Consider the following 13,753-nt stretch of genomic DNA (forward strand, 5'->3'; position numbering starts at 1 on the left):
GAAGCCCACGTCCCTTACTTCGCCGCCTTCCGCAAAGCCAACCGCACCAGCGCATCGAGCGACGCCGCCGCCCCCAATTCCTCTTCCGCCGCCGCGACCGCCGCACTCGCCTCGGCCGGGCGGAAGCCCAGGTTGAGCAGCGCCGACACCGCATCCGCGCCCGCACCAACCGGTGTCGCGGCGCCGCCCGATCCGGGGGCCAGCACGATGCCGCCGACCTTGTCCTTCAGCTCCATCACGATCCGCTGGGCGAGCTTGGGGCCGACGCCATTGGCGCGCGCGACCATCGCCTTGTCGCCACTGGCGATCGCGCGCATCAGGTCGGCGGGCTCCAGCGCCGACAGGATGGCGAGCGCCACCCGCGAGCCGACGCCCTGCACGCCGGTCAACAACCGGAACCAGTCGCGCTCGTCCGCGCTGGCGAAACCGACGAGACGGATGGAATCCTCGGACACCAGCATCTCGGTATGCAGCATCGCCGCCTCGCCCACTGGCCCGATCGACGACAGCGTCCGTGCCGACGCGCCGACCAGATAGCCCACGCCGCCGACATCGATCACCGCATGGTCGATACCGGTGGAGTCCAAACGTCCCTTGAGATGCGCGATCATGGGGATGGGTTAGAACAAAAGGGGGTAGACGTCACGGGGGTTATCGTTGGGGTTGTCGCTTGTGGCGGCGCCCTCCCCTATCCCCTCCCGCCTGCGGGAGGGGTGCGTTACTGGGCCGTCCGCAAGCGCTGCTTCAAGAGATTCCTGCAACGGAACCTTGGCACGCCCCCCCCGCAGGCGGGAGGGGATGGGGGAGGGCCTTGCCACGAGCGAGACGCCTCAACTATCACCCCACCCTACGCGCCATCGCCCGCGCACTCGCCAGATGATGCGCATGCGTGATCGCCACTGCCAGCGCATCCGCCGCATCCGGACCCGTCAGCTTCACCCCGGGCAACAGATGCCCGACCATCGCCTGCACCTGCTTCTTGTCCGCGCCGCCGGTGCCGACGGTCGCCTTCTTGACGATGCTGGGATGATATTCGCCGACGATCAGCCCGGCCTGCGCCGCCGAGAGCAGGACGACGCCGCGCGCCTGGCCCAGTTTCAGCGTCGACTGCGCATTGCTGTTGCCCAGCACTTCCTCCACGGCCGCGCCGTCGGGCTGCTGCTGGCGGATCACGTCATAGAGCGCGGCGTGCAGGTTCGCGAGGCGGCGCGGCAGCGGCATCGACGGCTCGGTCTTGATCTGGCCGTTGGCGACATGGCGCAGGCGATTGCCCTCCGCCGCGATCACCCCCCAGCCGGTGGTGCCGAGACCGGGATCGAGGCCGAGGATGATGGCGGGGGGTGGGGTCAAGACGTTGATATACTCAGAGATCGCGGGCCGGCGGCAACAACGTGCTCATCGGGATCATCGATGACAGTAAGGATAGCGCCGACCGGGCTTGGCGCGCAACGGTGATCGTGCCCCGCCCCTCCACCACCGGGCTTTGCCCGGCGGTCCCCCTCCCCAAGCCGAGCTTGGGGAGGATTGGGGATCAGCCCAGCTTTTCCATCACTTCGTCGGAGACTTCGTAATTGCCCCAGACGGTCTGGACGTCGTCGTCATCATCCAGCGTGTCGATCAGCTTGAACAAAGTCGCCGCCGCCGCTTCGTCGACCGCGACCATGGTCTGCGGACGCCAGGCCAGCTTGGCGCCTTCCGCCTCGCCCAGCACCGGCTCCAGCGCCTTGGCGACTTCGTGGAGGTCGGCCTGTGCGGTCCAGATTTCATGGCCGTCCTCGGTGGAGGTCACGTCTTCCGCGCCCGCTTCCAACGCCGCCTCGAACACCTTTTCGGCGTCACCGGCGCCGGCGGGATAGTTGATCAGGCCCATCCGGTCGAAGCCATGGCTGACCGAGCCGGCGGTGCCCAGGTTGCCGCCATTCTTCGACACCGCGGTGCGCACGTTGGTCGCGGTGCGGTTGCGATTGTCGGTCAGCGCCTCGATGATCAGGCTGACGCCGCCGGGGCCGAAGCCCTCATAGCGGATTTCCTCGTAATTCTCCCCGTCGCCGCGCGAGGCCTTGTCGATCGCGCGCGCGATATTGTCCTTGGGCATCGAGGCCGCCTTGGCCGCGTTGACGGCGGCGCGCAGACGCGGGTTCATGTCCGGATCGGGCGTGCCCATCTTCGCCGCGACGGTGATTTCGCGGCTAAGCTTGGAGAATGCCGCCGAGCGCTTCTTATCCTGCGCGCCCTTGCGGTGCATGATGTTCTTGAATTTGCTGTGGCCTGCCATCGGTGCCTCTTAAGATGATCGCGCTCTGTACGACTGCGCGAGGGGCTTTGCCAACCCGTCGATCGCTCACCCCCCGGCCGCCGCCTTCCGGAGAATCAAATGCCTTGCCCCCTGGGGCGTTGATCGGCCAAACGCCAAAGCCATGACGGTACGCGTGGATATGGGAACCGACGAGCGTGGCTCGTCGGTGCCGATCGATCTTGAGGAACTGCTGGCGACCCGCCTGCTGGTGCAGGGCAATTCGGGGTCGGGAAAGTCGCATCTGCTGCGCCGCCTGCTGGAGAAATCGGCGGGCCAGGTGCAACAGGTGGTCATCGACCCCGAGGGCGATTTCGTCACCCTGTCCAAGGCTTACGGCCATGTCGTGATCGAGGCGGGCGACTATGCCGAGCGTGAGGTCGGTCGTTTCGCCAGCCGGATTCGCGAACACCGCGCCTCGGTGGTCCTCAGCCTGGAGGGGCTGGAGATCGAGGGGCAGATGCGCTGCGCCGCGACCTTCCTGAACGCCTTGTTCGACGCCCCGCGCGAGCATTGGTATCCCGCGCTGGTGGTGGTCGACGAGGCGCAGCTGTTCGCCCCCACGACGGGGGGCGAAGTGACCGAGGAGGTTCGTCGTGCCTCGCTGTCCGCCATGACCAACCTGATGTGTCGCGGCCGCAAGCGCGGGCTGGCGGGCGTCATCGCGACCCAGCGACTCGCCAAGCTGGCCAAGAATGTCGCGGCGGAGGCGTCCAACTTCCTGATGGGCCGCACCTTCCTCGACATCGACATGGCGCGCGCGGCCGATCTGCTCGGCATGGAACGGCGGCAGGCCGACTCGATCCGCGATCTGGCGCGCGGCACCTTCCTGGCGCTGGGGCCGGCGGTGTCGCGCCGGCCGATCACGGTGAAGATCGGCGCGGTCGAGACCTCGGCACGCTCGGGCAGTCCCAAGCTGACCCCCCTGCCCGACGCGCCGCCGCCCGATCTGCAGGAACTGCTCTTCGCACCCGTCGAGGAAGCGCCGACCCTGCCGATGACCTTCGACTCACGCCCGCGCCGGGTGCCCGCCGAGGAGCTGATGGCCGATCTCGGCCGCCCGCCGCTGCCCACCACCGCCGCACCGCCCCCACCCGAAATGGATGAGGGCGAGGTCGAGGCGATCTACGAACAGGTGCTGCGCGCGATCGTCGAGGACCCCGAATCGACCTTCCGCCCCGCCTCGGTCCTGTTCCAGGATTTCCAGGTGCGCTGCCGGATGGCGGGCCTTGCCCGGCCGCCGCTCGACCTGAACGGTTTCGCCCGGCGTCTGTCCTGCGCGCGGGCGGGGATTTTCGACGTCAACGATCCCGATTGGCAGGAGGCGCTGGCGCTGGCCGCGATGCTGCCCGACGACATGCTGGGCGCGTTCCTGCTGGTCGCGCGGGCCGCGCGCGAGGGGCTGCCTTGCCCACCGGATACCAAGATCGCCGAGACGTACGGGACCAGTTCGCTCGGCCGGGTGAAGCGGCTGATCGCCTATATCGAGAGCCGCGACCTGTTCGTCTGCCGCACCGACCTGACGGGGAAGCGGTCGATCACGATTCCGCGGCTGGGGTGGACGACCCAAGCGGCGGAGATGGGGTGAGGGTTTCGCTTGGCCTTCGACTTCGCTCAGGCTGAACGGAGGTTGGGCTTATGCGAGAGAGAGGCCATTACCCCCTCATATCTGCTACATTACGGGAATGGACCCTTGGCGAACGAGTGCTGCCAACCTTCCGCTCCCATCAGGTGGCCGTTCTCGAATGTGAAATTTATCCGCGAAATCCGCTTCTCGCGATTTGCAATGAAATCGACCGTCACCTGTTGGCGGCGACATGCGTCATCCGGGATGTCCATGTAATCCCAACCGAGAAAGCGATACTCGTCGGCATTCATCCGCTTGGCAAGCGACCGGGCACCCGCCGCACCCTTGCCTGGTAAACCCACGTCTCCGACAATAACGGTTAGAACCGCGTCCTTATCGATCAACGCGTTCAATACATTATCTGATGCTGACCCGGATGTTGCCGCAGCGGCCATGATGCCTACCGCACGGCGGCTGAGCGCCTCATGGACCGCACGACCGCCTTTGATTGCCGTCAGATCACAGTTTTGGACAGCCAAGCCGGCCAGAAGGATTGTGAGAACCATGGCTGTAAGCTGGCAGACCTGCGTAAAGGCTGCAATCGTACACAGCCGTTCCTCTATACGCTGCCATCAAGCACCACCCCCGTTCAGCCTGAGCGAAGTCGAAGGCCACGCCCCGCCACCCGCCACAAACAAAAAGGGCGACGGAGCCACAAGCCCCGCCGCCCTCCGCATTTCCGAACCCGAAAACCGGGATCAGATCATACCCAGCGCCTTCATATACACTTCGAGGATGGCTTCCTCTTCCTGATATTCTTCGCGCTTCTTCTTGCGGATCTGCATGATCTTCTTGATCGCCTTGGGATCATAGCCGCGCGCCTTGGCTTCGGCGAAGACATCCTTGATGTCGTCCGAAATGCCCTTCTTCTCTTCTTCCAGCCGCTCGGCCCGCTCGATCAGCAGGCGCAGCTCGTCGGCCGTCACATTGCCGCTGCTGTCGAAATTCTCGTCCGCCATTGTCTTACAACCTTCTTGAAATCCGATCCGCTCCCAGGAATCCGCCGCCACGACGCACATGCCCGCCCATGGGCAAGGTCGGTCCGGCGCGGATGTCGGGATCGGGGGCGGTCTAGGCGGTTCCGCGCCTGCGCTCAAGCGGGGGTTAACGGTTCTTCTTCACGCTCTCGGCCATGCGCGCCAGCTGCTCCGGCGTCGCCTCGCCCTGATGCTCGGCCTTCCACTGGTCGTACGGCATGCCATAGATCGCCTCACGCGCGGTCGCCTTGTCGACACCGGCCGCCTCGCCTAACCAGTCGGAGAGGCAGTTGCGGCAAAACCCCGCCAGCCCCATCAGGTCGACATTCTGCGCATCCGTCCGGTGGCGCAGGTGGAGCACCAGCCGCCGGAACGCCGCCGCCGCCGCTTGATCATCGATTGCATTCAACGCATCCACGCTATCGCTCATATTCGTCGCTCCTAGGTTGATCGTAACGCATTAGGCTTTAGGAAACAGGCCGCAAAGCAGCAGGATGTGATGATGACCAAGGCCCTCCCCCCGCGTTCGCGCAAAGTCCGCGTTCTCGCCACGCTCGGCCCGGCCAGCAGCGATCCCGAGACGATCGCCACCCTGTTCCAGGCGGGGGCGGATGCGTTCCGCATCAATATGAGCCATGGCGACCAGCAGTCGAAAATCCCGCTGATCCAGGCGATTCGCGCGCTGGAGGAGCGGTTCGGCCGCCCGACCACCATCCTGGCCGACCTTCAGGGGCCCAAGCTGCGCGTCGGCAAGTTCGCCGAGGGCAAGGTCATGCTGGAAACCGGCAGCACCTTCATCCTCGACCGCGATCCGACGCCCGGCGACGCGACCCGGGTCGAGCTACCGCACAAGGAAATCTTCGCCGCGATCGAGCCGGGCGCGCGCCTGCTGCTCGACGACGGCAAGCTCGTCCTGCGCGTCGCCTTCCATGACGATGAGAAGATCACGACCTTGGTCGAGGTCGGCGGCGCGCTGTCGAACAACAAGGGGTTGAACGTCCCCGACGTCGTGCTGCCCATGGCCGCGCTGACCGAGAAGGATCGGTCGGACCTGAACTTCGCGGTCGAGCAGGGCGTCGACTGGATCGCGCTGTCCTTCGTGCAGCGCCCCGAGGACCTGATGGAGGCGCGCGGCCTGATCAAGGGGCGCGCCGCCCTCCTCGCCAAGATCGAGAAGCCGCAGGCGATCGACCGGCTGGAGGAAATCGTCGAACAGTGCGACGGCGTGATGGTCGCGCGCGGCGACCTGGGCGTCGAGCTGCCGCCGCAGGCGGTGCCGCCGCTCCAGAAGCGCATCGTCGAGGTGTCGCGCCGCATGGGCCGCCCGGTCGTCGTCGCCACCCAGATGCTCGAATCGATGATCCAGAGCCCCTCGCCCACCCGCGCCGAGGTGTCGGACGTGGCGACCGCCATCTATGACGGCGCCGACGCGATCATGCTGTCGGCCGAGTCGGCGGCGGGATCGTGGCCGGTCGAGTCGGTCGCGATGATGAACGCGATCGGCGTATCGGTGGAGAACGACCCCGGCCACGGTGAGCGTGTCCACTTCACCGCGATGACCCCCGACCCGACGACCGCCGACGCGCTCGCCGAGGCCGCCGCCGGCATCTCGCGCACCGTGTCGTCCAAGGCGATCATCTGCTTCACCACCAGCGGCTCGACCGCACGCCGCGTCGCGCGTGAGCGTCCCTCGGTGCCGATCCTGGTGCTGACCCCGCAGCTGGAGACGGCGCGTCGCCTGGGCCTGCTCTGGGGCTGTCACGCGGTCCACACCCGCGACGTCGAATCCTTCGAGGAGATGGTCGCCAAGTCCAAGCGCATGGCGCTGCGCCACGGCATCGCCGAAGCGGGCAACCAGGTCGTGCTGATGGCCGGCGTCCCCTTCCGCACGCCGGGTTCGACCAATGTGCTGCACGTCACCCGCATCATGGGCGACGAACTGGCGAATTACGGGGACGGGGTCGAGGCGTAAGCCCTCGTACCGGGCTTGCGGACGCGATGCTCCGCAAGCCGGGTGTCCAATGCGAAGCCCAAGAAAAAAACCCGGCGCATCTTTGAGAAAGCGCCGGGTTTTTCTATCGCAATGCGATAGAGAGAAAAGCCGCGCCGTGGCGCTGACATTATCTGGTGCGTAATGACGCTTGTTAACCGCCAGAACCGCAATCTCTGAGGTCTGAAGAATAACACAGGTCGATCGCCACGCAAGACGGATTTGCACCATTTCGCATGTTTATCGGGGTATTACGCGCGCCGATGCTTGCAGGATCGGCATCCCAGGGCGACACTGGCACTCGCTCCATTTCGGATACGCTTGGGACTGTTCAGCGCGACCGGGATTTGGCCAGATAGCGGGAGGGGATGGCGAAGATGACCGATATGATGAACGAGCGGGGCATGGCGTGGCGGTTGGGGCTGGACCTCGGCACCAACTCGCTGGGCTGGATCGCCCTGCAACTGGAAGGCGGCAAGCCCGCCGGCATCATGGCGATCGGCTCACGTATCATTTCCTCATCTGAGAGCGCAGGCCGCGATCCGCAATCCAAGCAATCGCTCGCCGTCAATCGCCGCGACAAGCGCGCGATGCGTCGTCGCCGCGACCGGTTCAAGCGCCGCCAGGCCGCGCTGCTCAGATATCTAGTCAAGGACGGCTTGTTCCCCGCCGACCAGGCTGCTCGCCAAGCGCTGGAAACGCGCGATCCCTATGAACTCCGTGCGCGCGCGCTCGACGAAAGGCTGGAGCCGAGCGAAATCGCCCGCGCCTTGTTTCATCTCAATCAGCGGCGTGGCTTCAAAAGCAATCGCAAGACCGATCGGACCGGCGACAAGGACGATGAAAGCGGCAAGGTCGCGTTCGGCATTGCGGGGCTGAAGGACAAGATCGCCGCCGCCGAAGAGGCCGCCGGTGCGGAACCCGGCAGTTGGACCTTCGGCAAATTTCTGTGCGAACGCCGTGCGGCGGCCGACGACCTCAACGCCTTGCCGCCGACACGCGCCCGTGCCCATGCCGCCCCGCCCGAAAACAAGAACGACGTCTATGACTTCTATCCCAGCCGCGACATCATCGAGGCGGAGTTCGAGGCGATCTGGGAGGCCCAGGCCGCGCATCACCCCGACCTGCTGACGGACGAGGTGCGCCACCGCCTCTACGAAATTATCTTTTACCAGCGCCCGCTAAAGGCGCCGAAGATCGGCCTGTGCACCTTGGTGAACGGGGAAACGCGGCTGGCCAAGGCGCATCCGCTGTTCCAGCAGCGCCGCCTGCTGGAAGAGATCAACGCATTGCAACTGATCCGTACGGGTGAAGCCCCGCGCCGACTGATGCCCGATGAGCGCGACCGGATACTGATGAAGTTCCAGGGTAAGCCCAGCCTAACCTTCGTCGCACTGCGCAAGGAGTTGAAGCTCGACTCCACCGTCCGCTTCAACAAAGAGAGCGAGAACCGGCCCAAACTGCTCGGCGACGAAATGGCGGCGCGGATGGGCGACAAGAAGCGGTTCGGCACCCATTGGCGGCACCTTTCGGTAGACCAGCAATGGGAGGTCATTCAACGGCGGCAAAATCTGGAAAGCGATGCCGATGAAGCCGCCTTCGTCGCCTGGCTCGCCGAACGCTACTCGCTGACGTCCGAGCAGGCAGCCGCCGTCGCCTCGGTCGAGTTGCCGATGGGCTTCGGGCGGATCGGTTTGACCGCGACGACCAAGCTGATCGAGGCACTGACGAACGGTCGGACCGAGGGCGGCGAAGTGCTGGTCTATAGCGAGGCGGTCGACGCGGCCGGGCTGGGCCATCATAGCGACCGACGCTCCGACACCCGCTATAGCGATGCCAAGGGTCAACCGATCCTCCCCTATTATGGTCTGCCGCTCGAACATCATCTGTTGCCCGGCACCGGTGATCCTAGCGATCCGGAGGACATGCGGGTCGGCCGCCTCACCAACCCCACGGTGCATATCGGCCTCAACCAGCTGGCACGGGTCGTCAACGCACTGATCCGTCGCTTCGGCCGTCCGACCGAGATCGCCTTGGAACTCGCCCGCGACTTGAAATTGTCGGACGAGGAAAAACAACGGCGCAACAAGGAGAATAACCGCAACCGGATCGAGGCGGAAAAGCGTTCCATCAAGCTGCGTGAAATCGGTAAACCCGACACCGGCGAAAATCGCGCCCGATTGAAGCTATGGGAGGAACTGGGCGAGGACTGTCTCGACCGACGTTGCGTCTATACCGGTGAGCGGATCGGGATCGAAAAGCTGTTCTCGGATGCGGTCGAGATCGACCATATCCTGCCCTTCTCGATCACACTCGACGATTCCAACGCCAATAAGATCGTTTGCATGCGCGATGCCAATCGCCGCAAGGGCAACCGGTCGCCCCATGATGCCTGGGGGCATGGCGAGGACTGGCCCGACATCGCCGCACGCGCCTCGCGTCTGCCCGCCAACAAGCGCTGGCGGTTCGACCCGGATGCGCTCGCCCGCTTTACCGAGGAACGCGATTTCCAACCGCGCCAGTTGGTCGACACGCAGTATCTGGGGCGATTGGCGCGCGAGTATCTGACCAGCCTCTACCCCGAACGTGGGCAGGGATCGAGCAAAGTCTGGGTTTCACCCGGCCAGATGACCGAGTTGGTTCGGCGCAAGCTGGGCCTCAATCCCATGCTGGGCGACGACAATATCCTGGGAAGCGTGAACCAGCCTAAAAATCGTCTGGATCATCGCCACCATAGCATTGACGCCTTCGTCGTTGCGGTCATCGACCGTGCGATGCTGGCAGAGATCGCGCGAATCTCCGGCGAAACGGGCCGCGACGGCACCGAAAAGATCTGTATTCCCGACCCTTGGCCCAATTTCCGCGACGAGCTTCATGCCGCACTCCGGGGAATCGTCGTATCGCATCGCCCGGATCATGGCACGGCTTCCAAGAAGGGCCTGAAGCCCGGCCATGACCAGACCGCCGGGCGGCTGCATAATGACACGGCCTATGGCTTTACCGGTACGACTGATGCCAAGGGCAAGCCGATCGTCGTGCGTCGCATCGCCCTGACCGACTTGAAATCGGCGGCCGACCTGAACGCGATACGCGACCCCCATCTGCGTCAGGCGCTACGCGACCATACCGCTCACCAGGATGGCAAGGCCTTTGAGGAGCGGATCAAAGCCTTCCCGCCCTTCACGCTCAAAAAGGTGTATGGCGGCATCCGTCATGTCCGCGTGACCGAGGCGTTGTCCGTCATACCGATCCGCGACGCATCCGGCCGAGCGTATAAGGCGTATAAGGGTGACAGCAATTATCGCTATGACGTCTGGGAAATGCCCGATGGGAAATGGATCACCCGGTGGCAGGCCGCTGACGGCACCGAGCGAAGCAGTATCGTATCGATGTTCGACGCGCATCAACCCCGCGAACAGGATCGCCCCCACCCCGCCGCGCGCAAGGTACTCAGCGTGCATCAGAACGACCTGCTCGCCATCGAACCTCCCGGCGAGGCACGCAGACTGGGCCGGGTGGTCAAGTTCGGCCAGGATGGGAGGCTCTATCTCGCCGATCCCAAGGAAGGCGGTGCGCTGAAGGCGCGTGACGCGGACAAGGAGGATGCCTTCCGCTACGATTCGCTCTTCCCCGCCAAGCAAAAGCTGTGGAAGGCACGCCAGGTCCGGATCGACGAACTGGGCCGCGTGCTCGACCCCGGCTTCCCCGCCCGCAAGTCCGTACGGCGCACCCGCCCCCGCACCGCGCCGGTCGACTGACGAGGGGCCGGCCGCGATGGGTTTGGAACGGATCGTCGATATTGCCACCGACAACCGGCATCTGTCCGCCCATCGCGGCTTCCTGATCGTCTCGGAGGAGCGGGTCGAGGTCGGCCGGGTGCCGCTCGACGATGTCGGCGCGGTCATCGTCCATGCGCATGGCGTCACCTGGTCTACCAATCTGATCGTCGCACTGGCCGAGCGCGGTGCGGTGATGCTGTTGTGCGGAAGCAATCACAGCCCGGCCGCCATCTGCCTGCCGATCGACGGTCATCATGCGCAGAACGGCCGGATGCGCGCGCAATGGGAGGCCGGGCGTCCGCTGTCCAAGCAGCTCTGGCGCGCGCTGGTGGTGGCCAAGATCCGCTGGCAGGGCGCGGTGCTGGCCGCCAATGGTCACTCCGCCACCGCCTTCGATCATCTGGCGCGCAAGGTCGGGTCGGGCGACCCCGAGAATATCGAGGCGCAGGCGGCGCGCCGGTACTGGCCTCTGCTGATGGGCGAGGCATTCCGCCGCGACCGCGATGCGGAGGGCGCGAATGCCCTCCTGAACTATGGCTATGCGGTGATGCGCGCAGCCTGTGCGCGGGCGGTCGTGGCGGCGGGGCTGCACCCATCGATCGGCGTCCATCATGCGCATCGCGGTAATCCCTTCGCGCTGGCCGACGATGTGATCGAGCCGTTCCGCGCGCTGGTCGATGCCCTGACCATCCGGCTGATTGCGCACGACATCACCGGCGTCACGTCCGAGGCCAAGCGCGCCTATGCCGGCCTGATCGCGGTCGACCTGATGCTGGACGACGGTATCACCACCGTCTGGCTCGCCATCCAGCGGACCGCGCAGACCCTGGCGCGCAGCTTCCAGAGCGGCCGCGCCACCGACCTGATCCTGCCCGCGCCGCCCTCCGCGCTGGAATTGGCCGCCCTGGACGGATTGATCGCGCGGTGAGCCGTCGTCTCGCCACCACGCCCATCCCCGCGAGCGGCGCGACGCAACTGTCGGGATATCGGCTGATGTGGATTTTCGTGATGTTCGACCTGCCCGTCACCACCAAGTCCGAATCGCGCGCCGCCACCAAATTCCGCCAATATCTGCTCGACGAAGGGTTCGAGAAGAGCCAGTTCTCGGTCTATGCCCGCTTCTGCAGCGGCAAGGAGCAGATGGAGGCATACTTACGCCGGATCGAGGCGAACCTGCCCGACAAGGGCGAGATCCACATATTGAGCTTCACCGACCGCCAATATGAGAATATCATCCGCTTCGCCGGCCAATCTCGCCGGCAGCCGCGCAAAAACCCCGATCAATTGGCCCTATTCTGATGATTCGCGACCGTTTTGACTATGCTGGATGGGGGATTTCGTCGTTGCGGATCAACGCGATACCCCACCATCAAGCATAGCCGCTCAGAGATTGCGGTCCAGCGACAACCATGGCTGGCGCTCGGCCTTCTCGACCATCAGCATAGCCGCTCAGAGATTGCGGTCCAGCGACAACGACGGACACGACGGCGGCGCGGGTGACGCTAGCATAGCCGCTCAGAGATTGCGGTCCAGCGACAACGCAACTCAAGGCGTTCCTGGACCACTACAAAGCATAGCCGCTCAGAGATTGCGGTCCAGCGACAACCGACTTCATCTTGTTCAGGTCACCCAGCGCAGCATAGCCGCTCAGAGATTGCGGTCCAGCGACAACGGCTGCCGCCATAATAGGTTTCCCCGATCAAGCATAGCCGCTCAGAGATTGCGGTCCAGCGACAACCGAGCGGTCGGATTGGTCGCAGCTCCCCGAGCATAGCCGCTCAGAGATTGCGGTCCAGCGACAACGAACGCCAGGACGTAGCGAACGCCGCCGGCAGCATAGCCGCTCAGAGATTGCGGTCCAGCGACAACGACGTTCCCGCCGCCACCGTCGCCGAGATGAGCATAGCCGCTCAGAGATTGCGGTCCAGCGACAACGACCTCCGTCTCCCACGACACGACACCCGGAGCATAGCCGCTCAGAGATTGCGGTCCAGCGACAACTACGGCTCCAGCACCCTGATCTACGACAAGCAGCATAGCCGCTCAGAGATTGCGGTCCAGCGACAACGTAATGACGGTGGCGGGGGTCAGCGTTCGCAGCATAGCCGCTCAGAGATTGCGGTCCAGCGACAACTCGATCTGGGGACGGTCGAACCGCACCCCAGCATAGCCGCTCAGAGATTGCGGTCCAGCGACAACTGGTCGATGAACGTCTCGATCGCGGCCGCCAGCATAGCCGCTCAGAGATTGCGGTCCAGCGACAACGGATGTCGTTCTCTTCCTGATAGGAGCGGGAGCATAGCCGCTCAGAGATTGCGGTCCAGCGACAACTTCTTTATCGTTTGCGTCGGTGCTGCGTCGAGCATAGCCGCTCAGAGATTGCGGTCCAGCGACAACTGGTCTGGCGAGGTCGCGGTCGAACAATTCAGCATAGCCGCTCAGAGATTGCGGTCCAGCGACAACGATCAGCCACAGGTCAAGTCCGTGGACGGTAGCATAGCCGCTCAGAGATTGCGGTCCAGCGACAACTCTCTAGCACAACGTCAAGGTGCGCGTCGGAGCATAGCCGCTCAGAGATTGCGGTCCAGCGACAACGGGATCGAGGCCGGTCGCCTCCATGTCGAGAGCATAGCCGCTCAGAGATTGCGGTCCAGCGACAACGGTGTCGACTATCTGTCGGCGCTTTCGGCGAGCATAGCCGCTCAGAGATTGCGGTCCAGCGACAACTGCTCCAGATACAGGGCGACCTTGCGACCAAGCATAGCCGCTCAGAGATTGCGGTCCAGCGACAACTCGCTGCGTATCGTCAGCCGGGCAATCGGTAGCATAGCCGCTCAGAGATTGCGGTCCAGCGACAACAGGGTCAGATCACGGCTCTTGGCGGACAGAGCATAGCCGCTCAGAGATTGCGGTCCAGCGACAACATACGTTTGGTGCTTTGATGAAGGATGCGCAGCATAGCCGCTCAGAGATTGCGGTCCAGCGACAACCTTATGGTCGAGACTCAATCAGAGCCAGAATGCGAGCGCGGTTGCGATGGCGACGCCTGAGAGGAAGTTGACGGCGAGTTTGTCGTAGCGGGTTGCG

At 64.6% G+C, this 13,753-nt stretch carries 11 protein-coding genes and 1 CRISPR repeat array; of the genes, 5 read left to right on the top strand and 6 right to left on the bottom strand.

All coding sequences use genetic code 11. The features are described from left to right. Positions 1-14 precede the first annotated feature (14 nt). From ruvA to GGR48_RS13790, 3 genes are all read right to left on the bottom strand, one after another. Positions 15-611: a Holliday junction branch migration protein RuvA gene (ruvA, locus tag GGR48_RS13780; RefSeq protein WP_183952421.1), complete on the bottom strand. Its 597-nt coding sequence runs from the start codon at positions 609-611 to the stop codon at positions 15-17. Between the two features lie 226 nt (positions 612-837). After that, positions 838-1,350, bottom strand: a complete 513-nt coding sequence (gene ruvC / locus GGR48_RS13785) for a crossover junction endodeoxyribonuclease RuvC (protein WP_183952422.1) — start codon at positions 1,348-1,350, stop codon at positions 838-840. A 181-nt stretch (positions 1,351-1,531) separates the two neighbouring features. Next, the gene (locus GGR48_RS13790; RefSeq protein ID WP_183952423.1) at positions 1,532-2,275 is read right to left on the bottom strand and encodes a YebC/PmpR family DNA-binding transcriptional regulator; all 744 of its coding nucleotides are present in this window, start codon (positions 2,273-2,275) and stop codon (positions 1,532-1,534) included. A gap of 142 nt (positions 2,276-2,417) precedes the next feature. Between GGR48_RS13790 and GGR48_RS13795 the strand changes: the two genes are divergently transcribed. Then, the gene (locus tag GGR48_RS13795; RefSeq protein WP_183952424.1) at positions 2,418-3,881 is read left to right on the top strand and encodes a helicase HerA domain-containing protein; all 1,464 of its coding nucleotides are present in this window, start codon (positions 2,418-2,420) and stop codon (positions 3,879-3,881) included. Between the two features lie 89 nt (positions 3,882-3,970). Here GGR48_RS13795 and GGR48_RS13800 read toward each other — a convergent pair whose 3' ends face one another. The 3 genes from GGR48_RS13800 to GGR48_RS13810 all read right to left on the bottom strand — a co-directional run bounded on the left by GGR48_RS13800 (position 3,971) and on the right by GGR48_RS13810 (position 5,327). Beyond that, positions 3,971-4,426 carry a hypothetical protein gene (locus GGR48_RS13800; RefSeq protein WP_183952425.1) on the bottom strand — a complete coding sequence of 152 codons (456 nt, stop codon included), beginning with the start codon at positions 4,424-4,426 and terminating at the stop codon, positions 3,971-3,973. 192 nt (positions 4,427-4,618) lie between these two features. After that, the gene (locus GGR48_RS13805) at positions 4,619-4,879 is read right to left on the bottom strand and encodes a DUF2312 domain-containing protein (protein ID WP_058746354.1); all 261 of its coding nucleotides are present in this window, start codon (positions 4,877-4,879) and stop codon (positions 4,619-4,621) included. Positions 4,880-5,024: 145 nt separating this feature from the next. After that, a complete protein-coding gene (locus GGR48_RS13810; RefSeq protein WP_183952426.1) occupies positions 5,025-5,327 on the bottom strand; it encodes a DUF1244 domain-containing protein in 303 nt (100 codons plus the stop codon). Between the two features lie 72 nt (positions 5,328-5,399). Here GGR48_RS13810 and pyk point away from each other — a divergent pair, with 72 nt between their 5' ends. From pyk to cas2, 4 genes are all read left to right on the top strand, one after another. Beyond that, positions 5,400-6,869, top strand: coding sequence for a pyruvate kinase (gene pyk / locus GGR48_RS13815; RefSeq protein ID WP_183952427.1), 1,470 nt, complete (start codon positions 5,400-5,402; stop codon positions 6,867-6,869). Between the two features lie 395 nt (positions 6,870-7,264). Next, on the top strand, positions 7,265-10,645 hold the full coding sequence (gene cas9 / locus GGR48_RS13820) for a type II CRISPR RNA-guided endonuclease Cas9 (protein WP_240456008.1): 3,381 nt from the start codon (positions 7,265-7,267) through the stop codon (positions 10,643-10,645). 16 nt (positions 10,646-10,661) lie between these two features. Then, positions 10,662-11,594, top strand: coding sequence for a type II CRISPR-associated endonuclease Cas1 (cas1, locus tag GGR48_RS13825; protein WP_183952428.1), 933 nt, complete (start codon positions 10,662-10,664; stop codon positions 11,592-11,594). Further along, positions 11,591-11,965 carry a CRISPR-associated endonuclease Cas2 gene (gene cas2 / locus GGR48_RS13830; RefSeq protein WP_206362466.1) on the top strand — a complete coding sequence of 125 codons (375 nt, stop codon included), beginning with the start codon at positions 11,591-11,593 and terminating at the stop codon, positions 11,963-11,965. The genes cas1 and cas2 overlap by 4 nt, the downstream gene beginning before the upstream one ends. Positions 11,966-12,038: 73 nt before the next feature. Continuing rightward, positions 12,039-13,656: a CRISPR direct-repeat array (repeat unit 36 nt; unit sequence AGCATAGCCGCTCAGAGATTGCGGTCCAGCGACAAC). The last annotated feature ends 97 nt before the right edge of the window (positions 13,657-13,753 follow it).

The sequence above is a fragment of the Sphingomonas pseudosanguinis genome, assembly GCF_014196255.1.
In the GTDB taxonomy this organism is placed as follows: Bacteria; Pseudomonadota; Alphaproteobacteria; order Sphingomonadales; family Sphingomonadaceae; genus Sphingomonas; species Sphingomonas pseudosanguinis.

Bases quoted from the DNA above. Each gene is read 5' to 3' on its own strand.
- ruvA (WP_183952421.1), bottom strand. From the start codon at position 611: ATGATCGCGCATCTCAAGGGACGTTTGGACTCCACCGGTATCGACCAT.
- GGR48_RS13790 (WP_183952423.1), bottom strand. From the start codon at position 2,275: ATGGCAGGCCACAGCAAATTCAAGAACATCATGCACCGCAAGGGCGCG.
- GGR48_RS13795 (WP_183952424.1), top strand. From the start codon at position 2,418: ATGACGGTACGCGTGGATATGGGAACCGACGAGCGTGGCTCGTCGGTG.
- GGR48_RS13800 (WP_183952425.1), bottom strand. From the start codon at position 4,426: ATGGTTCTCACAATCCTTCTGGCCGGCTTGGCTGTCCAAAACTGTGAT.
- GGR48_RS13805 (WP_058746354.1), bottom strand. From the start codon at position 4,879: ATGGCGGACGAGAATTTCGACAGCAGCGGCAATGTGACGGCCGACGAG.
- GGR48_RS13810 (WP_183952426.1), bottom strand. From the start codon at position 5,327: ATGAGCGATAGCGTGGATGCGTTGAATGCAATCGATGATCAAGCGGCG.
- pyk (WP_183952427.1), top strand. From the start codon at position 5,400: ATGACCAAGGCCCTCCCCCCGCGTTCGCGCAAAGTCCGCGTTCTCGCC.
- cas9 (WP_240456008.1), top strand. From the start codon at position 7,265: ATGACCGATATGATGAACGAGCGGGGCATGGCGTGGCGGTTGGGGCTG.
- cas1 (WP_183952428.1), top strand. From the start codon at position 10,662: ATGGGTTTGGAACGGATCGTCGATATTGCCACCGACAACCGGCATCTG.